Here is a 26,835-nt window from a genome sequence, read left to right as displayed (position 1 = left end):
CAAAGCGAGCCTTTAGTCTCTTCGCGGGCCAAAGCCGGGCCTTGAATGCTTGAGCTATTACAGAAAATAAAATGAATAGAGCCGCCACCCGCAGCTTGAGCTGTATCTGTCACCAGATTGACGACTATGGTATCATTAAGCATTGAAATGAATATGATTTACATTCTCATTTAATGATTAAATCTGGCACGCCTACCACCATTTCCTGGCAGCAAACCCGCTCCCGATATGCCTTAGTGTTTATCCTGCTCTGCCTTATTGCGGCTCTTAGCCTGACGATGGGTGCCAAGCCTATTCCGCTGGCCGTAGTTTATGACAGCTTCTTTGGCACGGCCCTTCACCCAGACAGCATTATTGTGCTGGAGAGCAGACTGCCCAGAACGCTGCTCGGCCTATTTGCCGGGGCAGCACTGGGCCTCGCTGGCGCGCTGATTCAAGCCCTCACGCGTAATCCTCTGGCCGATCCGGGCTTGCTTGGGGTGAATGCTGGGGCAAGCTTTGCCGTAGTGCTTGCCGTGGCGCTGTTTAATATTCAGCAACCCGCCGCCTTTATTGGCTTTGCCTGTACAGGCGCCCTGCTCACTACCCTGCTGGTTTATTTTGTCGGTGTTTGGGGAGCGGGCAGGCTAGACCCTAGCCGATTTATTCTGGCCGGAGTGGCAATTGGCGCGGTAATGCACGGTATTTCTTCGGGGCTGGTGCTATTTAACCCCATGGCATTTGATCGTATCCGCTACTGGAATGCAGGCACGCTAGATGTACGCAATCTGGATCTGGTGCTGATGGTGTTGCCCGCTATTATCACCGGCAGCGCATTGGCGCTGCTTCTGGCAAGGCCGCTGAATGCGCTTAGCATGGGTGCAGAATTATCCGTAACGCTAGGCACGCGGCCATGGATCACACAGGCATTCAGCATTTTGGCCATTACCCTGCTCACGGGTGCCACCACGGCCATTGCCGGGCCAATTGGGTTTGTTGGTTTGATGATTCCGCAAGTGGCCCGCTGGCTGGTTGGCCCGGATCAGCGACGAATTTTGCCACTGACTATTTTGCTGGCCCCCATTTTATTACTCGGTGCCGATATTATTGGCCGCCTACTGGTCGCTAGCGAGCTACGCGTATCGATTGTCACCGCCTTTGTGGGCGCTCCGATGCTCATTTGGCTCGCCCGCAAACAGGTGCGCACATGAACACCGTTATTTCTAAGCATGACCAGAGTCTTAAACCAGCAATCGCCACAGAATCAATATGGGCGCGTCGCTCTATGCTCATTGGCAAACCGAATGGAGCGATCAACTTCCGGCTCAATCTGGCTGGGCTACGGCTCGCTTTTATCCTTGCGCTGGCTTGCCTGCTGCTGGGAATGATGGCCTTAAAGCTGGGTGCATTATCGTTTTCAAACGCCGAAGTATTTGCCGCACTAAAAGGTGAAGGCAGCAGCCGCGCCATGATCGTCATCAACCAATGGCGGCTGCCACGCGTATTTATGGCGATTGTGATTGGCGCGGCATTGGGCATGAGCGGGGCTATTTTTCAATCACTGGTGCGAAACCCGCTAGGCAGCCCCGATGTAATTGGCTTTGGCACCGGCGCGCATACCGGCGCACTGATTACCATCATCCTTTTAAACGGCGGCTATTTGGAGATTGCCACCGGTGCCATTATTGGCGGCCTGCTGACGGCACTCTTGGTTTATTTACTAGCATGGCGGCAAGGTATACACGGCTTCAGGCTAATTATTGTAGGGATTGCAGTAAGCGCCATGCTGGCTGCATTTAATACTTGGCTCAGCATTACCGGCAGCCTAGAAGCCGCCATGAGTGTGGCGCTGTGGGCGGCCGGATCGCTCAATGGCATGTCATGGGCCAAAGGCCTGCCTGCTGCGGCGTTTTGCCTTAGCTGCATGCTGCTGGCGCTGCTACTTGGCCGCCGGATGCAGCTCTTAGAAATGGGTGACGATAGTGCCAGCGCGCTGGGAGTTCCAGCCGAGCGCACTCGCCTGCAACTGATGGCGCTTGGCGTGGCCCTCATTGCCGCAGCCACGGCAGCCACCGGGCCAATTGCCTTTATTGCCCTTGTTGCACCGCAAATCGTTAAGCGCATAGGCAGCAATAATGCGGCGTCCCTCTATCTTTCAGCCTTAATGGGCGCGCTATTGCTACTGCTGGCCGACGTAGCCGCACAACATTTATTCTTCCCCCAACAATTTCCGGTCGGCATCATTACGGTGAGTATTGGCGGGGTTTACCTGATCTGGCTCTTACTCTGTGAAGCAAAACGCATATGACCGCAAGGCTTAACCCCTCCCCTCCCGTCACCAGCCGCTTACAAGGTAAAAACCTGCAGCTGGGCTACGGGCAGCGCGTGATTTGCGAGCAGCTTAATCTGCAAATTAGCGATGGCGCTTTTACCGTGATTATCGGCCCCAATGGCTGTGGCAAATCAACGCTGCTGCGCAGTCTGGCGAGGCTAATCAAACCATCCACAGGGCAAATCAGCCTTGATGGCAAAGATATCCACCGCTACCCCGCTAAATTTGTCGCCACACAGCTTGGCCTGCTCCCACAATCTTCCACCGCACCCGAAGGCATTTGCGTGGCCGATCTCGTTGCCCGTGGCCGCTACCCGCATCAAAGCCTGCTGAAACAATGGAGCCAAAAAGACGAAGACGCCGTTGCCAGCGCCATGCATGCCACAGGCATAACCGAGCTTGCCGAGCAAAATGTTGACGCGCTATCCGGCGGGCAAAGGCAACGCGTTTGGGTGGCGATGGCACTGGCCCAGCAAACATCCATTTTGCTGCTTGATGAGCCAACCACCTATCTGGATATTGCCCATCAGATCGAGCTGCTTGAGCTGTTTCGCACCCTGAATGAGCAGGGCCGCACCCTGGTAGCCGTATTGCACGATCTAAACCATGCGTGCCGCTACGCCAGCCATCTAATCGTGATGAAAGAAGGGCAAATTGTAGCCACAGGCACGCCCCGCCAAATCATGACGCCCGAGCTGGTAGAAAACGTCTTTGGCCTGCCCTGCCTGATTATCGACGACCCGATCAGCCACACCCCAATGATTATCCCGCGGGGCAAGCCGCATTTGCGCTGATTGGATAGATGCAAAAAAATACCCCGCCCTCACATGATCAGCGATCAGCGATCAGCGGGGTATTTTTTATCAGCTCAGCGTTTTAGTCAGGATCTGATCGAGCAAAGGCCCGAGCACCGTTAAGGATTCGGGCGAGACGATATCCTCGTGGGCGCAATCCAGATAGTGGACTTCCAGCTCTGCCACATAGGCAGCCCAGCTGGCCTGAATATCCCAATCTGCTGGCAAGGTGCGGCTGGCTACAAACAGCTGTGCTTTACCCTCGTAACGGGGGGAGCGTGCCTTGGATAACAGGCGCACGGCATCAGCGTAGTTGGCCACAATCTGCTCAAACATTTCGGTTTTTTCACGCAGCATAAATTCATCTGCGCCCTCTTCTGCCGCCAGCATAAATTGCTCGCGCTCCCTGTCCAGCTCGGTATTGGCAACCTCTTCTGAAGGCGCGGTCCAATCCTGCTCTTCAGGAGGATACATATCGAATAGCCCTAGGAAAGCAACTTGTTCGCCCATCGCCTGCAACCTTGCAGCCAGCCCATGCGCCACCGCGCCGCCAAAAGAGTAGCCCAGTAAGTGATACGGGCCTTGCGGCTGAATACGCAGTAAATTAGCCAGATGCCGCTCGCACACCTCATCCATATCGGCGCATGTGGCAATCACGCCGTCCGGCCTTGGCGACTGCAAGCCAATTAAAGGCCATTGGCTGGATAGCTGGCTGGCAAAGCCGCTGTATTGCCATGCAAAGCCAGAAGCAGGGTGGATAAAAAAAAGAGGCTTGCCAAGGCCTGCCCGCAAATAAAGCACTTCGCCAAAGCCTGCGTTATTTGGGTCATTCGCCTGCTGCTCATCGCTCAGCAGCGCTGCCAGCTTTTGCACGCTGGATGCCACCATAATTTGCCCAACCGACACTGGCCGCTTCAATTCACTTCGCAAAGCGGCCGCTAAACGCATCGCCATCAAGGAATGCCCGCCCAGCATAAAGAAATCATCGTCGGCAGAAATGGCAGATTGCCCGAGTATTTGTGCAAAGACATTCGCAATCTGGCTTTCCAGACCGGCACGGGGCGCGCGGCGGGCAGAATTCGCCAGTAAAGCAGGCTCGGGCAAGGCTTTGCGATCCAGCTTGCCATTAGCGCTTAAAGGAAACTCGCTCAGATAAATCAGCGCCACCGGCACCATATAGGCGGGAAGCACTTGTGCCAGCGCCGCAAGCACGGCCAGAGAATCAGGCGGTGACTGGCTATCTTCGGCAATCGCATAGGCCAGCAACTGGCGTGCATCCGCGCCTGTTGCTGCCGTCTGCACGCCTAGTAAACGAGCATGTACCACGGCACGGGCAATGCCCGGCTGCTGCAAGAGTGCCGCCTCGATTTCGCCCAGCTCGATACGCTGGCCACGAATCTTTAGCTGATCATCGCTGCGGCCAAGGTATTCAACATCGCCCGTTGGCAAGTATCTCACCACATCACCCGTGCGATACATCCGTTCCCCAACCGCAAAAGGATCTGCCACAAAGCGCCCTGCCGTGAGGCTTGGCCGCCCAAGATAGCCATCTGCCAGCTGCACACCTGTCAGATATAAATCGCCTGCTACACCCAGCGGCACCTCGCGCAAATAGGCATCCAGCACGCGCAACTGGGTATTCCACACGGGGCGGCCAATGGGCACGCTGCTTGCGCGCTCTGTGCCCGCGTCTTTATCCTGCGCAGGCTTGTATGTCACATCCACTGCTGCCTCGGTCGGCCCGTAAAGATTATGCAAGGGCGCGGCAATCAGCGCGGCGTAGCGATCAGCCAGCTCGCGGGGCAGCGCTTCACCACTGCAAAATACGCGTCTCAGGCTGGCACAATCTGGCGATAAGGCATTGGGCTGAGCAATAAAAGCAGCCAGCATCGACGGCACAAAATGCAGTGTTGTAATCTGCTGCTCAGCAATCAGCAGCAGTAATTCTTCCGGGTCTTTATGTGCTTCAGACGGCGCCATAAAGAGTTTGGCACCGTACATTAAGGGCCAGAAGAATTCCCACACTGAAACATCAAAGCTGCAAGGGGTTTTTTGCAGCACCACATCGTCGGCCTGCAAAGCGTATTCATGCTGCATCCATACCAGCCGATTCACAATGGCACGGTGCGAAACCAGCACACCTTTGGGGCGACCAGTCGATCCCGATGTATATAAAAGATAGGCAGCATGGTCTGGCGTCAGTGCTACCGCATCATGCTGCGGCGCTTGCTCAGGCAGACGATCTGCCAGCAGCAAAGGCCCCATTGCAGCAAAGCGGGCTGCCAGTGTGCTATCGCTGATGATTAAACGCGGCTTGGCGTCTGCCACCATATAGCTCAGGCGCTCATCAGGGTAGCCCACATCAAGGGGCAGATAGGCGGCTCCCACTTGCAGTGCTGCCATTAAAGCAAGGCTAAGATGGGCAGAGCGAGGCAGGGCCACCGCCACAATATCGCCCGCCCGCACGCCTGCGGCTTGCAAGTGCCCGGCAAGCTGCGCCACCTCCAGCCGCATTTGCCGATAGCTGAGCGATCTTTCCACATCCTGTAAAGCCACGGCATCCGGCGTTCGCTCTGCCTGCGCCTGTAGTAAATCGCACAGGGTATTCGCGGGCAGCGGGGTATCCGTTGCATTCAGGGATTGAATCAATGCCTGCTCGGCCTGAATCTGCGGTTTAAAAGCAGACCATGGCAGATCAGCCTCATCCGCCAGATGGTTCAGCAGCATTAAAATTCGCTCCGGCAACTGAGCCGCGTCCTGCACCACATCCCGATATTCAATCACTAGGCGTAATTGCTGGCCCGGCAGCACCAGAACGGTTAAAGGATAATGGGTATAGCCTCGGTTACGCAGCGCCCCCACCCGCAGCCCGCGGTAATCCCGTGCAAGCAATTCATCTTGCTCGGGGTAGTTTTCAACCACCAGCAGGGTATCAAATAAGGTGGGCGCTCCTGCCAGCCGCTGAATTTCACCCAAGCCCAAACCATCATGCTCCAGCAACTGAATCTGCTGAGCCTGCACGGCGGCTAATTGGGCGAGCAAAGGCTGATGCGGATTAAGCCGGACGCGCACGGGCAGCGTATTACTAAATAAGCCAATATGCTCATCAATGCCTTTTACCGGGCTAAAGCGCCCCGATACGGGCGAGCCAAAAACCACATCATTACGCCCGCTCATGATTGAGAGCAGCGCGGCCCACATTCCTTGCATCATGGTATTGAGCGTTAAACCCTGCTGACGCGCCTGCGCAGTTAAGGCCTGCTCCAGCGCCTTTGGCACCACCAGCTCCAGGGTATTCACCTTGCTAGGCTCAGGGTTGTTGCCAAATAAAAGCGTCGGTTTTACCCCGGCCAGCACATCTGACCAGATCTCCCTTGTTGCCGCCAGCGGACGAGCTGCCAGCTGCTTAACCACCGTCGGGTAATCGACGCGGGTGGCAGCTAAAGTGCCTTCGCCGTAAGCGCGGAGCAGATCACCCAGCATAATCGGCGTAGACCAGCCGTCTACAACCAGATGATGTGCCGTTAAGCAAAGCGTGTGCTGATGATGGCCTTGCCGAACCAGCAAGGCATTGAGCAGAAGATCTGCCTCGCCAATCACAAAATCACGATTAATTTCCTGATGCTCTAGTCGTGCCAGCTCAGCCTGCTGCTCTGCCGCGTTTAGATGGCTAAGATCTTGCTGCGCCCAAGGCCAGCGGCGCTTGCTGCCGCTAACTAGAGGCAAGAGCTGCATGGCTTGATTGCCCGATTCATTATCAAACATCGCCGCCAGCTGCGGATGGCGAACAAGCACCGCTTCCAGTGCATCACGCAATCTTTCAATATCCAGCGCGCCTAGCAGCTCAATGCGGGTAATCGAGTTGTATTTGCTGCTTGCATCGCCCAGCTGGGCATGAAACAGCAGGCCTTCTTGCAAAGGCAGAGCGGGTAAAACAGCGGCTAGGGGCCCGTAGCGCTGGCTTAAAACACGCAACGCCGAATCGCTCACCGGCGTTTCCACACCCACCAGCGTATCAACCGCCAGTAAAGGCTGGGCCAGAGCAAAGTGCTTCAAGCCTGCCACATAGGCGGTAAATCGCTGGTGCAGGGCCGCTATTTCAGCCTCGCTAAACAACGCCGTAGCCCATGTCCAGTTCAGGGCCAGTTGCGGGCCGCTGCTGCTTTCTTCTACAAATAAATTAACTTCTAAGCCATATAGCAAAGGCATGGTTGGATCGGTATTCACCGCAAAAGCATCGGCAAAATACCCTGCGGTGCTTTGCGGAGCCCAAAACTCTGCCCCACCCGTAAAGCGCCCCAGATAATTAAATAAGAACTGTGGCCGATGCGCCGCTTCCAGCTTTGCCAAGGCAGGGCCGTTTTCATCATCCAGATAACGCAAAATACCGTAGCCCAAGCCTTTATCAGCAATAGCACGGGTGCTGCGCTTAATGGCCTTCACCGCTTCCACAGCGGCGTGGGTTCCGGCGCACACACCCGCCAGATCCAAGCCTTTTAGCTCGATTGCCAGCGGATATTCGCTCGTTAGCCAGCCTATGGTGCGGCTTAAATCTGCATGCTCGTCATCAAGCTGGCGGCCATGAGATTCAAGCGAAACGCTGACGCGCGGGCTGGCAAATACCTCGCTATACGCTAACGACACCCCAAGCAGCATCACCTCTTCAATCTGCGCCTGATAAGCAGCGGGCAAATCAAATAAGAGCGCTACGCTTAAACCGGCATCCAGCAAAGTACGGCACTGGCTTGCCGAGCCATAGGTATCCCGCACAGGCTCTAATACCCGGCCAGGCTCGGCCAGCGCCGCTTGCCACAGTGCAAGCTCGGAGCGGCGGGCAGGAATTTGCCCGGCCAGCCGCTGTGCCCAATCCTGCACCGTGCACGATTCACGCAGCAGCAGAGCCGCCGTATTATTCAGCGCGGCCTCACTGGCCTCTTGCAAATCGGCCAGCAGAATTCGCCACGACACGCCATCAATCAGCAAATGATGCAGTACCAACATCAGGTAACTATCGTCTTCCCCAACAAAATGCACTGCCTGCATCATCTTTCCGGCTGAGGGCTTTAAGCGGGTGCAGGCCGCTTCAAACCGGGCATCCATCACGGCAGAGAAATCATCTTGCGGCAGTAATTGCTGCTGCTCTGGCTGCGTTGTATCCAAAGTGGCCGCAAGGGCCGTGAGCAGCAAGCCTTGCTCATCCGTTTTGGCGCGTAAAACGGGGTGGCTGCGTTGTACGGCGTGCAATGCAGTCTGCAAATGGGCAAGCTGAATCTCCTTAGGAATACGCAAGAGCACGCCCTGTGCAAAGCGGCGCTCTAAGCCGTAATGCTCGGCAAACCAGCTGACGATAGGCAAGCGCCCCAAGCGCCCTGTTGCCTCACTGCCTGCTGTGGGCGCGTTATCCAGCCTCTCTAATATGGTGGCCATTCTGGCGGGAGTGCGTTGAGAAAACACATCTCGCGGCCTAAGTAAAAAGCCTGCGCGTCTTAGCTCTGAGCCCAGCACCATCGCCGAAATACTATCCCCACCCAAATGAAAGAAATCATCATCCGGGCCAAGGATCTCCAGCCCCAGTACCTTGGCTACCCCATTGCAGAGCAAGCGCTCGGCCTCGTTCGCAGCCGGGCGGCTCTGGCTTTCCTGAGCGGGCTTAGGCAGCGCCTGCTTGTCGATCTTGCCGTTCACATTCAGCGGCCAGTCTGGCAGGATCATCAACGCTGCCGGGATCATATAATCAGGCAGCTGCTCGGCCAGTCTGGCGAGTAAATCAAGACTTAAGCCCGGCGCATCGTGCTCTACCGTGCAATAGGCAATCAGGCGGTGGCTAGTGGCCAGCGGCTCTGCAATCACTACAGCGCCCTTCACACCTGCCAGCTTAAGCAGGGCGTGTTCTACTTCGCCCAGCTCAATCCGAAAGCCCCGCACCTTGATCTGAAAATCGGCACGCCCGATAAACTCCAGCAGCCCATCGGTGCGCCAGCGGACTAAATCGCCCGTTCGGTACATCACTCCTTCTGCAAAAGGATTCGCCACAAAACGGCTGGCCGTTTGGCCGGGGCGGCGCAAATAGCCAAGCGCCATTCCTTCACCGGCCAGATATAAATCACCCACCACGCCTTGTGCCACTTTTTGCAAGGCATGGTTCAGCACATAAGCCTGAGTATTGGCCACAGGCAGGCCGATGACCGGCTGCTCTGCCTGCGACACGCAAGCGCCTAAGGCGTCGATGGTATATTCAGTGGGGCCATAAAAATTATAAACATGCAGGTGGGGATGCTGGCGCAGCTCATTCCACAGCGCCGGAGACACGGCCTCGCCACCAATCAGAATCAGATCAGGCACATGGTTGGCCGCGGCCAGACCGCAAGCGAGTAGCTGTTGTAATACCGGTGGCGGCACATCCAGCATATCGATTTGCTGCGCTTGAATAAGCTCGAGCAAAGCCTGAGCATCACGCCGCAATTCTTCATCGCAAAGATGTAGCTCATGACCCAAAAGTAAAAAGAACAGCGGCTCCCAAGAAGCATCAAAAGAGAACGAGGTGCTATGCGCCGCACGCACTCTGCGCCCACCAAGGCGCTGCATCATGTCCGCAATAAAGCCATGCTGATGGGAGATCAGTAAATTAACCAAACTGCCGTGGCTAACCATCACCCCCTTAGGCTTACCAGTCGATCCGGAGGTATAAATAATGTAGGCAAGATCCCTTTTATTTAAAGGAGCAGCCCTTTCGCTATCACTAACCGGCAGTGCGGATAAAGCAGACAATTGCGCCATGCAATCCGGCGAATCAAGATATAAAGCCTGTGCCTGAAAAGGCAGATCGCAATCGCTTAAAGCCAGCAGTAGGGCGGGCTGTGCATCGTCGCACAGCATGGCCAAACGGTCTTTCGGGTAATCCAGATCCAGCGGCAAATAAGCCGCACCTGCCGACAATACCGCCAGCACAGACACCACCGAATCCACACTGCGGGGCAAGGCAATGGCGACAATATCGCCCCGGCCTATCCCTTGCTGCATCAGCAGGCGGGCAAGGCGGGCTACTCTTGCGCTTAGCGCGCTAAAATCCAGCGTTTCCGCCCCAAAAACCAGCGCCTTATACTCGGCAGAGCGCACTGCCTGCTGCTGAAACAAATCAACAACGGTGTTTATTTCAGGCAGCGCAATCACAGGCCCGGCTGACCAGTTATCCAGCCTTGCTATTTCAGCAGGGGCCATTAAGGCCAGCGTATGAATGGGTGCGTGTGGGCTAGCCATCAGGGCATTTAAAAAAGCGCTTAAACGCTCAATATGCAAAGCAAGCTCTGCAGGCTGATAGCGATCCGGATTAGCCGTCAGGCTCAGCACCAGCCGGTGTTCTTCCAGCGCAATACCAAACTCCAGATCATCAATCGGACCTGCGGCCAAGATATGTGTAGTGGCTTGCACGCCGCCTAATTGCAGGCTTTGCTCGTAAATCTTCAAATTAATACTTGGCCCGTACAAGGGGCGGCGGCCGGTTCCCATATCCCGCTGCACCTGCTCAGCGTCATAACGCTGGTGCCTGCGTACCCGCTGCAGCTCTAAAGCCAAGCGTTTGGCTAGCTCACACAGGCTTAGCTGAGTATCCACTCTAAGCTGCAAGGGCAATACATTCACCACAGGGCCAATGGCATTTAGCGCGGCGGAACCCATGCGGCGCATAAAGGGCATCCCTAAAACCGGCCTTGCTGAGCCGGTCATTCGGGATAAATAAGCAAAAATACCCGCCATCAGTAATTCTGGCTCGCTCACATCGCCCGGCAAGCCCGCCCTTCTTTGCAGCTGAAAGCTTTGCTTTAAGGCATTCACATTGGCAAAAGACTGGCCAGCATGATGGGCAGTCAAAGAAACCGGCAGCGCTAAATCGGCGCTATATTCCTGCCAAAACTGGCGATCACGCTGGTAAAGCGCGGACTGCTGATAGGCCTGATATTCATCCACCACACGGACAAAAGATACAAAGGGCGTTGCACTAAGGGCGTGGCCTTGTTGCAGATCGGTATAAAGCGCAGCAATCCGCCGTGTTAGCGCACTAAAGCTATAGCCATCAACGCACACATGGTGATAGCGCTGATACCAGAACCAGCGCTCATTGCCCGCAGCCCCTAATTTAAAAATAATATGCCGGTAAAGCGCCTGCCCCGAATCAGCAGGCTGGGCCTGATCAAGATCGGCACGCATCAGCGCCAGCGCAGCAGCAGGCGCATCGTTTTGATCACTTAAATCTAAGTATTCGGCATCAGGCAAGCAATCTGCATCTACAACCAGCGGCAAATATTGCACAGGGCCGGAATCACCGTCCTGAAAACGCGCATGCAGCGTATCTGCTTCGCTCAGGCCAAGCCGGATAGCACGTTGCAGGCAAGCCACGTCTAGCCGGCCTTGCAGCTCTGAATAATGCGCAACGGTATAGCCATTTTTTAGCGGAGATATCTGATCAGCCAGCCAAATGCCCAATTGTGATCCAACGATGGGCAATTCCAGCTCGCTCTCTGCCGAGGAGTTCTGCGTAACAGTACTAAACAAGATGCCTATTCCCTTTAAAAGTAGATCCGCTGCTTGCAGACTAAAAATCAATACGCTTACTGGGTAACGCGAATATCAAGCCAATTCAATTCAATATATTCAAGGCAACCGGCATGGCTCTCTGGCCCCAATACCGTATTCCAGCCTGCTGGCACCGCAGCAAAATCAGGCCACAGGCTGTATTGCCCCAAGGCGTTTTTCAATACCAGAAAATCCTGGCTTTCATCATCAAAAGGATTGACTTGCTCATTGCTCATGCTTTGAATCTCCGCTTAAAACCGGTTTAAAAATGGGCTGACTTCAGTACGGTATTTAATTGCACGGTGCCAATAGCTCGCTCAGCCCGTCGAGCAAGCCGCCCCGCCAGCACAGCCAATCGTGCCCGCCTTCAAACAGGCGGTAATTCACCTGATGGCCTGCCTGCAATAAGGCATCGCGCATGGTTTCATTGACATCAATCATCACGTCTTCACGGCTGCCTACTTCCTGAAAAACCTTTAATGCACGCGCAGCCGGTGCCAAGCCCGGCAACTGCTCGGCAAGCTGGCCTGTGCTCCCAGGCTTGCGGCTAGCTGGCTGATTAGGCGGCATTTTTAGAATATCGTTGTAAGGCCACCAGAAAGAGCCTGACTGGCTTAGCACGCATCCAAAGCGCTCAGGCCAGTACAAGGCCGCATACATGGCCGACAGCCCGCCATAGCTTTGCCCGGCAAGCACCGTGCGCTCTGGGTCATTGCTACACGGCGCAATATCCTGAATCAGGGGTAAGAGCTCGCTCTGCACCGCCAGCCAAAACGAGGCATTGCAGGGCAGCTCGCGGCCGCGTTGCTCGCCATCAATGACATCAATCAGCACATACACGGCAGCGGGCAGCTGCCCCTGCTCGGTGGCCCGATCAATCGCAGCATAAACAGGCATACGCTTAGCCCAGTGCTGACCATCGAGCAGCAGCACCAAAGCGCGCTCGCTCTGTGCCTCGCCTGTCTGGTAAACCCAAACCTTGCGCCGATTGGCCAAGATGGCGCTATGCCAATCCAGCTCGCAAAGCCCTGCCTTATCGTCCTCGCCACGCTGGTCAGCATGCCGCCAAGCCGCCTGTGGCGGTGCTTCGGGTAAATGCAGCGCCGACATTGCAGAGCGCCATGCGCCAGCACGGGGAGATTGCAAATTCAAAGGATCTGCCTGCGCGGCTTCAGCCATTGAGCGCCACCAGCTGCGCTGGCGGCTGGCTTGCTCGGCGGGGGCCAGCTCTGAAAACACAGGTAGCTGAGATGCCGCCACGGGCATCAGGCTATAGCTGCCCCGCCAGTCTGCGGGCAGCTGCACCTGCCAACACCAAATATCGCTGCCTGCCATTCTGACTAGTGATTGCGGATCTGCACGGTGGTGATCGGTGACCGAATTAACGTCGATATAAACTCTGGCCAGCGTTGAGCTCGATTCATCGCCTGCCGGATCACGCCATAAAAAGGTAATCCACACCTGATGATTAAGGCATTCCTCAATAAGTGGCGTGCCCTGCTCTGCAATCTGCTGCCACCAGCTTTCGCTGCCCGCATTACTTGCTTTCAGCAGATTCATGGCCTGGCTTGCTTCTGAATTTAAGTTGCACAACATCACCCTTTTCATCCTTTTTGCGGCCTTTTTCATAAGGGCATTATTGCACATTGTAATGAGAAGTATTATCATTTCATCGCTGCAATTTATTACATATCATCAAAAAATTACAATTTTCTAGAAAAGAATCGCCAAATGATCTAAGGGGCGCTTGTAAGGAAGAGAAATAATTAAGTCAGATTGCTTCATCTTGGTGTGCAATAAAATGCCTCGCCCGCAAGCCATACCCAGCCCACGGCTATGAATGATTACGCCTGTAAGCGCTCACATCACCTCTAACGGAAACACAAATGAAATACCCAACCCGGCATTACTCATTACTGTTAGCAACTAGGCTGGCACTTGCGTGCTTAGGCGGAGCCACGCTGAGCAGCATGGCCTATGCGGCACCCTCGGCAGAGCAGGCTTATCAGCTGCCTGCGGGCTCTTTATCTGCTCAGCTTAAGCAGTTTTCGCAGCAATCGGGTATCAAGCTCAATATCGATGAAAGCTTAGTCAAGGGCTGGACAAGGCCTGCGCTGAATGGCCGCTATTCTGGGCAGCAGGGGCTAAATGCCATTCTGGCCGATACCGGCTTGCAAGCCGTAGCCAACGGTGAGGGCTATCAGCTCATTGCCAACACCGCCTACTTAGCGCCTGTCACTGTGACAGGTGAGAAAATCAACCGCTCCATGCAAGAAACCACCACCGCCATCACCGTATTAAATGGCGCTGATCTGGATAAGGGCCATGTCACTTCGATTTATGAAGTAGGCAATCGCGCGCCCAACGTCAATATCAATGGCGCAGGCGGTATTAATATCCGTGGTGTTGAAGGCACAGGCCCGGCAACAGGCATATTCAGCTTTATCTCTGGCGCACGCCCGCGTGTCAGCACCAGTGTGGATGGCGCTCCTGAAACGTGGTCCGGCCAGCAATATGTAGACTTCGGCATGTGGGATGTAGAGCAGGTAGAGATTTTGCGCGGGCCCCAATCAACCACCCAAGGCCGCAACACCATTGGCGGTGCCGTGGTGGTGAATACTAAAAATCCTACCTCAAGCTGGGAAGGCGCAGTGCGCGCTGGCTATGAGAACGAAGCAGGCAGAACGCTAGGTGCAGCCATGATTTCCGGCCCTATCGTGCAAGATGAATTGGCATTCCGCCTTGCTGCCGAAGGCATTAAAGGTAAAGGTTTTGTAGAATACCCTGGTGATTGGCCTTGGGACCCATCAGATTTCAAACGCCAGAATATCCGCGCCAAATTGCTTTGGACACCAAGCAATATGCCTGATTTCTCGGCCAAGCTCACCGTTTCCCAACGGGATCAGGAAGGCGAATTCTTAAACCGGATTAATAGCGCCAACCATTCAGACCGCACTTATTCCAAGCTGAATTCCAGAGTAAACACCCGCACGCAAGATTCATCCAAAACCACGGCCAATATAGACCTTGAGTACAAAATTTCTGAGGCATTAAACAGCCATCTGCTCTATAGCCGTGGTAAATACCGCGCCTCATTTAAAGAAACCGGCGCTGATCGCTTCCAGCTGCAAATGGATGAAAACAGCAATACGCTGGAATCTCGCCTAGTTTACGACCCACAAGGCGGCAGCGTAACGGCACTGGCAGGGCTGTACTACTACGACCGCCATCAGGATTTGAGCGCCAGCCCTTATAGCGCCGGCTTTTTTGGCACCGATAAAGTCGATACCCTCGCTTTTTTTGGTGAATCCACCATCGCTCTGAACAGCAGTTTTGATCTAAACATAGGCGGGCGTATCGAGCGTGAAAGCCAGAAACGTAATGTTTTAGGATGGCCTAGCACCCCCAATGAAGCACTGATCAAAACCGACATCACCGAAACCATGTTTCTGCCTAAAATCGGTGTGATTTACAAAGCCACCCCCGAAACATCATTCGGCCTAACTTACCGTGAAGGCTATACACCGGGCGCGGGCAGCATTAACTATGATGACAACAAGTTTTATGAATACGGCAAAGAAGAAGTCAGCACAATCGAGCTGAGCAGCCGTTCCAGCTTCCTTGATAAACGCTTGGCCTTAAACGCCAATCTGTTTTACAACCGCTATAAAGACTACCAAGCTTTACTCAATAACTACTTTACCAATATCCCTAAGGCAGAAAGCTATGGTGTAGAAGTCAGCGCTGACGCCAGCGTTAATTCCTCGCTCAAGCTCTTTGCATCTTTAGGCTTATTGAGCACCAAAATCACCGAAAGCAATACCCGCAGCACTTCGGTTGAAGGAAACCGCTTTGGCTACGCAGCCCCTGTGTCTGCCAGCTTCGGCTTTAAGCAACAATTTGACGCAGGCTTCTTCGTCAATGGCGATATCAGCCATACAGGTGAATATTATTCTGACCTAAACAACTCAGAAACCCTGAAAGCAGGCGATTACACGCTAGCTAATTTGCAGGTTGGCTACGACAAAGGCAATTACGCAGTACGCGCCTATATTAAAAACCTCTTCAATAGCGATGTTATCTATCGCAAAGGAAGCCGCAATAACGAAGCAGACGCCGGTGCACCACGCACGGTAGGCGTCACGGTTGATTACCGCTTCTGATAAAAAAAACGTCCACCTGCAAACAGGTGGACGTTTTTTTATAAGGCAATACATAAACACTATCTGGAAGCAACACCCGATAGGTATCAAGTTAAGTATTTGTCATCGGATGAATCGGTTTTTATAGGGTGTACAACGACGCAGTCGTTGCGCACCAAGGGGCGGTGCGCAAGAAAAACGACTTGCACACCCTATGAAAATCAGCTTTTTTGCTAGGTTTTTGTCTTAACTTGATGCGTATAAGGCAAGCTCAACAATGCCCACCATGCTGCCAGCGCAAATAACCGGGGTCAGAGCAAAGTTAAATCCATTTGCTTCGTCTCAATAAAAATGGGTCAGTGAAATCTTCAATTATTACTCTAGCAAAAAACGGGGGCAGCTCTCACATACTTTTTAAGTTTGCTCTGACCCCAGTTATTTACACTCAATCCCATTTTGTCTCCATTGTAGAAAATAATAGATTAACTGCTGTTATAAAAGCAAGATCTGTATTGTTTTTTGGATTGTAATCTACAGAGTAACGAATATAAGGTGGATTTCCTGACGAAGAATAAAATGAAAATTCTTTATTATTTACAGAATCAGAGATTTTCTTGTCAACTGTATAAAAAATTCCTTTCTCGTTTTTTTTGAACTCGACATTAAGACCTTCGGCGGGTACTACATCATCAACCAGGTCTGATGGTGTTAGGCTATTGTCATTTATTTTCTTTAAAATCAATTCAGGAATAGAGCTTTTAAGGTCAACAAATGCTTCAGATTTTTTCCTGTTATCAGTCCTATTTATTGGAATAACCCTATCGCATGCAGTAAGTTTTGTTTTTAGTTTGGCGGGGCTTAGATCTGCTTCCCTACCCCATGCGGGCATATTAACTCTTTGAAGGTTGCTTGAATTTCTTCTTATTGTATTTGAATCAATAGGACTAACAACTGACAACCAAACAATGTCGCAATAATTTATTTTTATTATTTCACTAGAAAATGCCTCTTTTGCACTAAAAGCAAACAGAAATAAAAAAATATAATAAAAATTTTTCATAATTTTACATCTAACATAAGATAGACATTTTTGGGATGGATTATACTAACTATTCAACATTTTTAAGTCGTTTTTTTAGTAAAATAAAGTTTTTTGATTTTTTACTGTATCCATACTCAAACTCTTGCCATTTAACACTTGATTCGATTTCAACTGTTCTTATTAAACGGACATCATTGTAAGATCTTTTTAGGATTGAAATTCCGCTCAAAGTGACATCTGGATAAAAAACCAGACGATATGTGCACTTATCTTTAAAATAGACGGCTGAGAAGTATTGTTTATATTTATTGATTGGCTCCACAAGTAAGGCTTCAATACTACCTTTAGATGAGTTATTGAAATTTTCTTGTGAAACCTGCAATTTGCTTTTGAACTCTTCTAAATCACAGTTTTTATTTTCAACACACACATAATATACAACATCATTATCTAAAAAAAGTTCAGCAAAAATTGACTGCCGCATTTGATCTTCTGATGGGCAAGCATTAGCAAAAAGTGGGAAAAAAATTAAAAACATCGATATTCTTATCATAATGGCCTACGAGCTAATATGTTCATGTTAATAGAATGAGTTCCAGTTTCAAAAATACGTTTGACTTGCCCACGAACAATTCGTTGGCCTGTCTTTATACTGCTTTTTCGCCATGTAAACGTCATCACTTCAAAGTCCTGTAAAGGTATATCCTCCAATAAAATGTATTTAAGGTAATAGGCAGCTTGCAGCCTTCCATCCAACCCATTTAGATTCTCAATTGAAACATTACCATTCGTTCCGCGAGCAGTTTGCAATGCTACATCTATTGAAAATCCTTTATCCTGCTTGCCTCGGAGTAGGGATAGGCTTTGTATTGTATGCAAAATACAAGACCTAACTCACCTCTTTTCTCCACATCGTTCTTCTTGCTAGGCCATGCGTTATTCATGCACTTATTTCCCACCATAAAGACGGTATGCGACGAATAAATTGAAATTCAAATTATTGAATTTAGGGTTATCTTTAAGAACTTCCACTTCTGCACGAAAAAAGCCAGGGGTTTTGCGATCAATTGATGCTAGATAATAATCATTATAAGCAAAGAAATTACCATAGGCCGTCACTTCACTAGAGCCATTTGCTAGTTTAATTTTATCTAATGAAGGAGCATTAGGGTCCATGCTAAAGTATTTAAAATGCACACCTTCGTCAACTGAGGCACCATCCAATCGTTTTACTTTGATTTTTAAGATGGGGGCGGTTTCCCTAAGAATATCAGGATCAAAATTTGTATCTTTCTCAACAAACTCGACTCCAAGCATTAGTATATTTTTTTCGTGGCTATCATCTGGGGTTGACCAGAAATCAATAACGACTTTTTGACCTGATTTATCAAGTTTAATAGGCTTGGTTAATGGTGGATTTGGCTTGGGGTTAGGTGCTTTACAAGCGCTAAGAACACAGAGAAAGGCACTAAAAATTAAATAATAAATTGAAAATAAAACTTTACGATTCCAATCATTAACTCCGATCATTGGGGCTCACTTTATTTATGAAATGCTCAATCTTAACAAAAATTTATTTCCCACCATAAAGACGATAATCTACAAACAACTCGAAGCTCAAATTATTTAATGCTGAGTTGCCTTGAAGAACTTCTACTTCTGCACGAAATAAACCAGAATCGTTACGACCAATAGATGCCAAGAAGAATGTATGGCTAGAAAAATACTCACCATAAACTGCAACACCATTAGTGTTTGTTTTAGTTTTCATCTCATCAAAATTAAAAGAATCAAAATACTTTACATCAACGACATTCGGCCCCGCTTTATTTAGCTGCTTTACATTTATTTTAAAAATAAAATTTGCATTTTTTAATTGCCTCATATCAATTTTTTTTTCATCTCCTTTAACGGCCAGCCCAACCATTAGTGTATTTTTTTCATAACTATCATCTGGATTAACCCAAAAATCAAAAACTATTTTCTGTCCTGCTTTATCAACTTTAATAGGAAAAGATAGCGGAGGCTTTGGCTCAGGGCTAGATGCTTTACAGCCCGACAATACACAGAATAAAATACTAACAATAAAAAAATATGCTATTTTTACAGTTATCACGAAGTCCTTTTCCTAACAGTTTATTTGTTTATCATTTTCACTAAATAATTTCTGCAACGGATCCCTATCTTTAGGTATCGGGTTTGATTTTTCCTTATTAAGATTGCTTTTTTCAAATGGTGGTTTTATTGATTTTATAGAATCTACATTATCAATTGGCTTCAAATCTCCCTCATGATCTAAGCCTACAAAAGTAACTGGGGTCAGAGCAAACTTAAATCCTGCTATGTTTTATCTACTCAGAACCGAAGGAAGCTGGTTTAACTTTACTCTGACCCCAGTTATTTATTAAATTTAGTAGTAACAAGAGGAGTGTCATTTTTTTTATTTACAACTACAAAGACATTCTTCATTGGGCTAAAGCTATTCATAAGCTCATTAGAAAAAGCTAAAAGCGAAGCCGTCAACAATGAAAAACAAACTAAAAATTTATTCATTTTCTTTGTCATATTAAAAAATACACACACTAAAATTTAGTACAAATAAACAATTGCTATGAATTAATGATTTGTGCGTGAGTTTATTAATTCAAATCTTTGTAAATAGGTTCCATATTTTTTTAACGTCACTCGCAGAAAAAACATTCTTTTTACTAATATCTTGTTTCATCACCAAAAAACCATATAAGAAATTGCCATTATCTAGCTTTGATAGTCCCACATGACATGTTGAAGTCCCTCTGTAAATCAAACCATTATCTAAATCGCAATCAATTTTGGCGGCATAAGCCCCTTGAAAGTTAATATCAAATTGTTCCATTGGGTAATATGAAGCCCCTGTAGTGACAACTAAACCTGAAGCAGGGTTCTCACCTCTGCTTGCAATATCAGGAATGCTCCCATATGGCACAATGCCCACCGAAGATAAGTCATTGTTTCTAGAAAAAAAACAGAATTCGCCTATGAATTTCTTACCAACTTTAGATTTAACATCAAAACAACTACCTTTATCTTCATCTAGTTTTCTCACGTGGCCAATTATAAATTTAACATTCGTTGGGATATTAAGCTGCACCCCCTCACTAGCAAACTCAATTTTTGAGTTTGAAAAAGAGAATGCGCTTGGAACCAAAAAAATGGCCAATCTTAATAAATTATTATACGAGTATTTTTTCATTTATGCTTCATGTCAAATGTAAGACCTGATCCTGTTTTTTATCTTTTTTTTCTTTAATTATCTAAAATTCATTTTGCATGTTTTTGGTTCAAAATTAGAATAGTAAGTACTCCATAATTGTTTCTTTTTCAAGATTATTTTCAAATTAATAAATTCATCACCGCACTTAGGAGTTAACTGTTCAAATTTTTTATTTTTATAATCAAAAATATACACGTTATATATTTTGTAGGTTCCCATACCTAAGTCAGTGTAAGAAATAGAAAAATCTTTATATCCATCAAAATTATAATCCTTTACTTGTAAATCAAGTGCTGCTTCATTTTCAATAGGAAAGCTTTGCAGTACCTCTGTATCATTAAAGGTAGTAGTAACAAGAAGAGTGTCATTTTTTTTATTTACAACCACAAAGGCATTCTTCGAAGGACTAAAGCTAATGGGGTTCGTAAGTTCAGCAGAAAAAACTAAAGACGAGATCAATAAAAACAAACAAGTAATTAAATATTTATTCATTTATTCAACCTTCGAAAAATTAACTTTTATTTTGGCTTTTGGAGATGGAGGGGCAATCTCTTCAATACCATTACCAAATAGATCAGAAGTATCTGTAAGATATCTAATCAAATAAGCAGTATATGCTTGCCTTTCATAGTAACCATTGCCGCCACCATTCACTAATTTATTTATAAATCCAACATTAGCGCAGCTATATGCTCTATCTGCAACTCTATTTATGTTTATCCCCTCAGAGAAACCTTTCGATATCCAATAAAAACCACCAGAATCACAAGAAAGAAACATGTTTTCACCGATGATGTCTGGATCATACTTTGGGTGCCAAAGTTCCAACACGCCTCCATCGGATGGATTAAATGAATAATGACGAGATGCTGCTGAAATACGAGGAGCTGTTGGTGTTAGCCTTTCTATATATGCCCTTGTGTTATGTGGGATCATCCTGTACGCCCCATATTGCTTATAGTTACCTGCCCACGTTAATTGCATAATACCTCTGCCATAAAAAGCTGTGTAATACTGTGTAGCAGGATTGGCTGAGTTATATTGACCGAATCCCCATTCATGCATTAGTCGACGTGACCCTCCTAGATCTCGCCATTGTGCTGTTTCCAAAATAACCTGTGCTAAAAAGATTGAAATACGCTGCTTATTTCCTCCAAGGTACTTCCTTATGCATTGATTTAAATATAATCGGTGCCTTGAAATTCGTGTAACTGCAGTTGATTTAGATAAAGAAAATACACTGTTTGGAGAGGTAATTGCTGTTCTTGTTTGTCCTTGTTCTGTATAAAATAAATACTTAGGCAAGGTATAAACCATTTCATTCTCACTTAACCACCCGCACTTTCTAAAGTGCTCGATAAACTTCTTGGGATGAAAGTGCCAATGATCAGCTGTAATTCCTAAATCCGCCTCTGCCCAAAAGCATAAAGCAGTTGTTAGCTTTATAAAATTTTCATACTGGGCTGGATCTAAAGGGGTTTCCAATAAATCACTTTCTGTTTTAATCCATTCATATCTTGTATTTAGTGTTGCAACTTCCCATTCTGTAGGGAATTTGCAGATTGAGCTTGAAAGTCTCTCTGTTATTTTATCCTGCCCCAAAACTTGCACTAACTCTCTGCTGGTATATTTCTTATCACCATCACTATCTAGCCATGCTAATAGAGTTGGCGAATTGCATTGGCTATCTGGTGTTGCATCATCAGCAATTAAATTCCACCCCATCCAGTGAGGAAAATCTGCGTCACTATATTTTTTAATTAACGCAGCATTTAAATTCACCCAGCCTTGCCCGTCTGGATAATTAACTCTTCTCCAATGCGGAGCTGCTCCAGCAGGAATCGCTATTTCATTATCAATATTAATGACTCGACCAAAACGAAGTAATTCATACATAGCACTCGGCGCAATTTCATTACGATTGGCTAGTGTTGTCGCAGCTTTATATAAATTGTATTCGTAATCGGTCTCAATTATTTCATTGCCAATGCAGATATATTCACCCAAAATTTCTGTATTTTCTTGCCGCGTTGACATTTTACAATTGCCTTTTTCAAAGCGCATTGAGATAAATAGTGGTGTCGTGGAGGTATGGGCCGGAGTGCCAGTACCTGTTTGTGAATTTGCACTAGGTTGTGCCGCGTAAAATACAGCTCCCGCAGGAATATAAAAATGCATATCCCCATAAACAACATCCATACGGCCATCTTTACTTAAATCTAGGTCTTCTTCTTCACGACCAACTAATTTTTTTAAATTAGCATCGTCACAAATAATTTCCATATGCATGGCATTTTCGCCATTACACTGGCCGACTGAGCCTAATTCAGTTTTACGATATACGGGTTGATTCTTTTGAACAAATACTTGTTTCAGATGCATATAGATGGAGTAATACTCCACTTGCCCATCAGGGCCTTCTCCAATTTCAGTGCTGTGTTTAATAATCACGCAACCATCATCACTACCCTCATTTATCGCAAGATCAGGCTTTGCATTTTCTCCCGTTAAAGGCGAAGGCTTGCGGGCAAACATCACTTTACCATCTGCAATTGCACGTACAGGTTCACCTCTTGACCCCGCATCGTTGTGTTTAATATGTTGGCCACCATGCCAAGCCAGCAAGCTGCTTATTGGATAATTACCTATAGCTTCAAAGGGCATCAGATCTTTCAACCAATCCTCGTCGGATTGATTGCCCTGAGCTGTTTTAAGTAAAGGAGGACTAATGATCATAGATGTTTGCCAGTATTATTATTCAGAAAATGGGAATGAATTAGGTGGAGTGAATTTGCTTTTAGGCATATTTGGCAGCGCTAGTTTTAAGCTCGCAGGCCCGCTCAATTCATGACTGGCCCCTTTAATGCTCACTTCCCCTGGGCAATGAATCTCGATATTGCCGCCTTTTAAGCGGATATAGCCGCCGCCAGAGGCAAACAGCAGCTCATCCCCTGCGGCGATTGCTACTTTTTCTTTGCAGGCGGTGATTTTTACGTTTTTGTCGGCGGTGATTTCTACGTCGTCGCTTTGCGCTTGTAGCTGGATTTTGCCTTTGGCTGCGATTAGTTTTAACGCGACTTTATCTTTTACCCCTGCCACAAATAGGCTGATATGTTGGCCTACGTTATGTATCCAGCGGCGGCCAGAGGTTTGGTTTGTGTCTCTTTGCGCGACTAAATCTAGGTTGGTGCCTGCGGCGATCGTTTGGCTTTGCGGGCTGGTGATCGCTACGCCATCTTCCCCATGCAGCAGGATGATTTTTTGCTGACCTGCTTGGTCTTTGGATTTTGTTTTGCCGTCTTTGTCGGCGTTGCTGCCTGCTGCAAAGCTTTTGCTGGCGTGCACATGGTGGTGTAGATGGCCGATGCTGGCTTTGCTGCCTGCGCTGTTGTCGGGCTTGACGGTTTTATCGCCTTCGCCGGTTTCGATGGTGTCGGCGAGTTGATTGGTAGCCGTTTCGCCTAGGCTTTGGGCGAGCACAAAGGCCGATTCAAGCTGGCTTTGGGCGGGGCTGTGATCGAGTTGCTTGCCGGATGCGCCGCTTTTGGCTTCGGTGCTGATGAGTAGGCCATTGGCGCGAATCGCGCCTTGTTTATCGCTGCGCAGCTCAAAGCCTTCGCCGCGTGGCTCACCTTTTCCGTCTGTTCTTGGGTGGATTAAATAGCCAAGGTTGAGCTGGGTTTTGCCGTGCTCGCTGGATAATTTGGTGCGAACTTCGCCCTTGCTGTCGTCAAACAATAGCTCGCCGTATTGGCCGCCTTCATGCTCTTTGGTTTTGATGCCGGATAGCGTTTTATTGGCGGGCAATGCGCCTGTGCCGCTGAATGCAGGTGTTTGATGGCTGCCGTTGAAAACCACGCCAGTGATGATGGGGCGGTCGATATCGCCTTCAATAAAGTCGACCAGCACTTCCTGGCCGATGCGCGGGATGAACTGATGCCCAAAGCCTGCGCCCGCAGATGGATAGGCGACGCGTATCCAGCAGGAGGATTTGTCATCAAGATCTGCGCCAAATTCTGGGTGCTCGGCGGCACGCTGCCAGTGGTACTGCACCTTAATGCGGCCTAACTCATCCGTATGGACTTCAGCACCGGCAGGGCCAACCACGGTGGCGGTTTGCATGCCTCGGCTTTTGGGCTTGCTATGCTCTGAATGAGCAAAGTTAGGCGTAATCGGCTGGCCGCGTCTTTGGGCGGTGAAGTTGACTTGATAAGGTTTGGCGGCATCAGCTGCTAACAGGCTAGGCGCGATCAAGCCCAGTTGCTGGGTTAAATCCACGGGTAAATTATTATTGGCAGTGAATTTTAGCTCGGTGACGGCGAATTCTCGTTGTTCGGCGGCATCGTATTCGTGGGCGGGGTGGTCTTCTAGGCGAAACCATTGCCCGGCTTGCAAGCTGCGCAAGGTGCCAGAGCCGCTGAATGATTTCTTTTTTGCATCTGATGCTTGCTGACGTAATTGTGCGTAATGGCTGAGGCCTTCCACATCGCTGGCGTAATACAGCGATTGCGGGTCGTAATCTTCAAAGCTGGCTTGCAGCTGTTGCCCGCCATCGCCTTGATCGATCCGGCTCTCATCAAAGCTTTGTTGAGTGCTGGTGGCTTTGTAATCAAAGCTGGCCAAAGAAACCGAGCTGCTGCCCACTTGCCGCTGACTCTGCCACTGGGTGAGTGCATCACTCTCTTCCGTCGCATCAGCGCGGTGGAATCGCACCTGCATTTCCTGCGCTTCAGGAATAGCAAAGGCGTCGTCAAAGATCAGCAATTGGACCTGTGGATTATCTCCTGCCAGATGAATCCAAGTCCACCCAAGCCCTTCTTCCGCCAATAGTCTTATGATGAAGTCATAATCCGACTCCCTATACTGAGTACAGTAGGAACGTGGCGCGTGCGTGCCGGATAGCTTGAAATCCAGCGTTTGCACGGCGGCAAAGACGGGATTTTTAGCCTGATGCTCGGCCAAGATTTGCTTGACGATATCTGGCACAGATAAATTTTGAAATACGCGTGAAGTGCGGCGGTATCTGAGTAAGGCAAACGGCGGTTCTACCGTCAGCGCGTATTTAGCAAAGCCACCGTCTGAGCCAAGCAATTTCACTTGGGAAATGACACCACAGCGCTCAATTTCGCCACCGTTCGCATCAGCCACCGATAAAACCACCGGCAAACCAAGTAAGGATTTAAGTTCAAGCGCACCGTCGGGGGACAAGCAATCGACTTGATAGCGGTAAGCTTGGTTAAGCCCCTCATTGCCTTCCACTCGCTGCGGCAACAACTGCTCACCCCATGCTGCGCCATCGCCTAACTGTAAAGAGATCAAGCGTTTATCTTGATTAAATGCCGCGGCGAAAGAGGCAAACAGCTGGTTGGGGTGCATGGTTTATTCCACAAAGGGTGAATATGCAGCCTACCTGACACTTGTAATTATTGTCAAAATAATTACCATTACATTCTTTTTTTGTAATTTTTTACGCTTAAATAGTAAGTAAATAACCTTATCTAAGCGCTTACTATATCCAGATCTGCTTTTAAGTAAGGCTTTGAGCGATGCAGGCTGCTGAAATAGTATTTGTCATGGAATGAATCGATTTTTATAGGGTGTACAACGACGCAGTCGTTGCGCACCAAGTGGCGGTGCGCAAGAAAAACGACTTGCACACCCTATGAAAATCAGCTTTTTTGCTAGGTTTTTGTCTTAACTTGATGCGGATAAGGCAAGCTCAGCAATGCCCACCATGCTGCCAGCGTGGCTTGCTCGGCAAGCTGGGTGAAGCTTAGCTCTATACCCGCCCTTCTCCAGCTCTCTTGTAAGCTCATTACCCGAATCGAATCCAGGCCCCAGTCGATCAGATTGTCATCATCGTGTAAATCAGATGCAGGCATTTGCAAGCTGCTGGCGATGATTTTGCGCAGCTCGTCAATCGAGGCAGGCAGACTGCCGCCTTGTAATTGCTGGATTAAAGCCGCGGTGGAGGTGGTGTAGCCGCAGCGCTGCGCCACGTAATCCAGCGCCATTTGGTGCTCTTTGGCAGAGAAATCAGCCAGCGCATCGCCCACAAAGAAGGCTTGGATATCGTTCATAAAGGCATCGCAAGCGGTCATCATGCAGCCGATATGCGCGTAAACGCCGCAAATAATCAGCTGATCACGCCCTTGGCTGCGCATGGTTTCCAGCAGATTGGAGCGCTGAAACGCGCTATAGCGCCATTTAGGCAGCACGGTATCCTGAGGCTGTGGGGCAAGCTCAGCCAGAATACCTTTACGTGCTGGCTGAGCCACGAGGCCCGCTCCCCACATATCTTGCAATAGCCCACGCTCTTCTAAGGTCTGATCCGGCGTTTGCGCGGTATACACCACGGGAATACCTAGCTTGGCCGCCAGATCCAGAATGCGCCTTGTATTGCCAATTAATTCAGGAATAGGCGCGGCAGATTTATCGTAAAAATCAACAAAGTAATCCTGCATATCGTGGATCAACAGCACAGTGCGTTTTGCATCTGGCTGCCAGCTCACACGGTTAGCAGGAAACTCGGTGGGCATTGGGTAAGTACTAATTTTTGGGATAGCCATGTAGATTCTTTTCAGTGTTTAAAGGTCAGTAATGATGCGTAGGGCGGGTGAAACCCGCCTTTGTAGTATGAAATACGACTAAATCGGGGACTTTTACTTCATATACACCAACCAAAATCTAAAAGACCTTTTTAGTGCCTTCGGCACATCGATTTT

Annotated in this window: 17 protein-coding genes; 4 read left to right on the top strand and 13 right to left on the bottom strand. The window is 49.1% G+C overall.

Going from position 1 to position 26,835, the window contains the following annotated elements; all coding sequences use genetic code 11:
- Window positions 1-173 precede the first annotated feature (173 nt).
- The 3 genes from fepD to ACFQNF_RS03925 are packed head-to-tail and all read left to right on the top strand — an operon-like array spanning window position 174 to window position 3,105.
- Window positions 174-1,190, top strand: coding sequence for a Fe(3+)-siderophore ABC transporter permease (fepD, locus tag ACFQNF_RS03935; RefSeq protein WP_380186246.1), 1,017 nt, complete (start codon window positions 174-176; stop codon window positions 1,188-1,190).
- Window positions 1,187-2,287, top strand: a complete 1,101-nt coding sequence (gene fepG / locus ACFQNF_RS03930) for an iron-enterobactin ABC transporter permease (protein ID WP_380186245.1) — start codon at window positions 1,187-1,189, stop codon at window positions 2,285-2,287. The genes fepD and fepG overlap by 4 nt, the downstream gene beginning before the upstream one ends.
- Entirely contained in the window at window positions 2,284-3,105 is an 822-nt protein-coding gene (locus ACFQNF_RS03925; RefSeq protein WP_380186243.1) for an ABC transporter ATP-binding protein, read from the top strand. Before fepG ends, ACFQNF_RS03925 begins: the two co-directional genes overlap by 4 nt.
- 69 nt (window positions 3,106-3,174) lie before the next feature.
- Here the strand turns inward: ACFQNF_RS03925 and ACFQNF_RS03920 are convergent, their stop codons facing one another.
- From ACFQNF_RS03920 to fes, 3 genes are read right to left on the bottom strand one after another with little or no spacing between them, the layout of a single operon-like run.
- A complete protein-coding gene (locus ACFQNF_RS03920) occupies window positions 3,175-11,652 on the bottom strand; it encodes an amino acid adenylation domain-containing protein (protein ID WP_380186242.1) in 8,478 nt (2,825 codons plus the stop codon).
- A 56-nt stretch (window positions 11,653-11,708) separates the two neighbouring features.
- Window positions 11,709-11,909, bottom strand: coding sequence for an MbtH family protein (locus tag ACFQNF_RS03915; protein ID WP_380186241.1), 201 nt, complete (start codon window positions 11,907-11,909; stop codon window positions 11,709-11,711).
- 55 nt (window positions 11,910-11,964) lie between these two features.
- Window positions 11,965-13,269, bottom strand: a complete 1,305-nt coding sequence (gene fes / locus ACFQNF_RS03910; protein WP_380186240.1) for an enterochelin esterase — start codon at window positions 13,267-13,269, stop codon at window positions 11,965-11,967.
- Window positions 13,270-13,559: 290 nt separating this feature from the next.
- On the opposite strand from fes, the gene ACFQNF_RS03905 reads away from it, so the two are divergent.
- Window positions 13,560-15,836: a TonB-dependent receptor gene (locus ACFQNF_RS03905; RefSeq protein ID WP_380186239.1), complete on the top strand. Its 2,277-nt coding sequence runs from the start codon at window positions 13,560-13,562 to the stop codon at window positions 15,834-15,836.
- Between the two features lie 424 nt (window positions 15,837-16,260).
- Here the strand turns inward: ACFQNF_RS03905 and ACFQNF_RS03900 are convergent, their stop codons facing one another.
- The 10 genes from ACFQNF_RS03900 to ACFQNF_RS03855 all read right to left on the bottom strand — a co-directional run bounded on the left by ACFQNF_RS03900 (window position 16,261) and on the right by ACFQNF_RS03855 (window position 26,679).
- Complete coding sequence (locus tag ACFQNF_RS03900; RefSeq protein ID WP_380186237.1) at window positions 16,261-16,875, bottom strand: hypothetical protein; 615 nt, start codon at window positions 16,873-16,875, stop codon at window positions 16,261-16,263.
- Between the two features lie 49 nt (window positions 16,876-16,924).
- A complete protein-coding gene (locus tag ACFQNF_RS03895) occupies window positions 16,925-17,395 on the bottom strand; it encodes a hypothetical protein (RefSeq protein ID WP_380186235.1) in 471 nt (156 codons plus the stop codon).
- A gap of 410 nt (window positions 17,396-17,805) precedes the next feature.
- The gene (locus ACFQNF_RS03890; protein WP_380186234.1) at window positions 17,806-18,387 is read right to left on the bottom strand and encodes a hypothetical protein; all 582 of its coding nucleotides are present in this window, start codon (window positions 18,385-18,387) and stop codon (window positions 17,806-17,808) included.
- A gap of 43 nt (window positions 18,388-18,430) precedes the next feature.
- Window positions 18,431-18,973: a hypothetical protein gene (locus tag ACFQNF_RS03885; protein ID WP_380186232.1), complete on the bottom strand. Its 543-nt coding sequence runs from the start codon at window positions 18,971-18,973 to the stop codon at window positions 18,431-18,433.
- Between the two features lie 281 nt (window positions 18,974-19,254).
- Window positions 19,255-19,410, bottom strand: a complete 156-nt coding sequence (locus ACFQNF_RS03880) for a hypothetical protein (protein ID WP_380186230.1) — start codon at window positions 19,408-19,410, stop codon at window positions 19,255-19,257.
- Window positions 19,411-19,501: 91 nt separating this feature from the next.
- Entirely contained in the window at window positions 19,502-20,089 is a 588-nt protein-coding gene (locus tag ACFQNF_RS03875; RefSeq protein WP_380186229.1) for a hypothetical protein, read from the bottom strand.
- A gap of 57 nt (window positions 20,090-20,146) precedes the next feature.
- On the bottom strand, window positions 20,147-20,602 hold the full coding sequence (locus tag ACFQNF_RS03870; RefSeq protein WP_380186227.1) for an XAC2610-related protein: 456 nt from the start codon (window positions 20,600-20,602) through the stop codon (window positions 20,147-20,149).
- The gene (locus ACFQNF_RS03865; protein ID WP_380186226.1) at window positions 20,603-22,846 is read right to left on the bottom strand and encodes a peptidoglycan DD-metalloendopeptidase family protein; all 2,244 of its coding nucleotides are present in this window, start codon (window positions 22,844-22,846) and stop codon (window positions 20,603-20,605) included.
- 18 nt (window positions 22,847-22,864) lie between these two features.
- On the bottom strand, window positions 22,865-25,486 hold the full coding sequence (locus ACFQNF_RS03860) for a type VI secretion system Vgr family protein (protein WP_380186224.1): 2,622 nt from the start codon (window positions 25,484-25,486) through the stop codon (window positions 22,865-22,867).
- A 305-nt stretch (window positions 25,487-25,791) separates the two neighbouring features.
- Window positions 25,792-26,679, bottom strand: coding sequence for an isochorismatase family protein (locus ACFQNF_RS03855; protein WP_380186223.1), 888 nt, complete (start codon window positions 26,677-26,679; stop codon window positions 25,792-25,794).
- Window positions 26,680-26,835: the final 156 nt, after the last annotated feature.

Source organism: Iodobacter arcticus, from assembly GCF_042664895.1.
Lineage (GTDB): Bacteria > Pseudomonadota > Gammaproteobacteria > Burkholderiales > Chitinibacteraceae > Iodobacter > Iodobacter arcticus.
The sequence above is the reverse complement of the archived record's forward strand: the minus strand, read 5'-3'. Positions and strand labels throughout refer to the sequence as shown.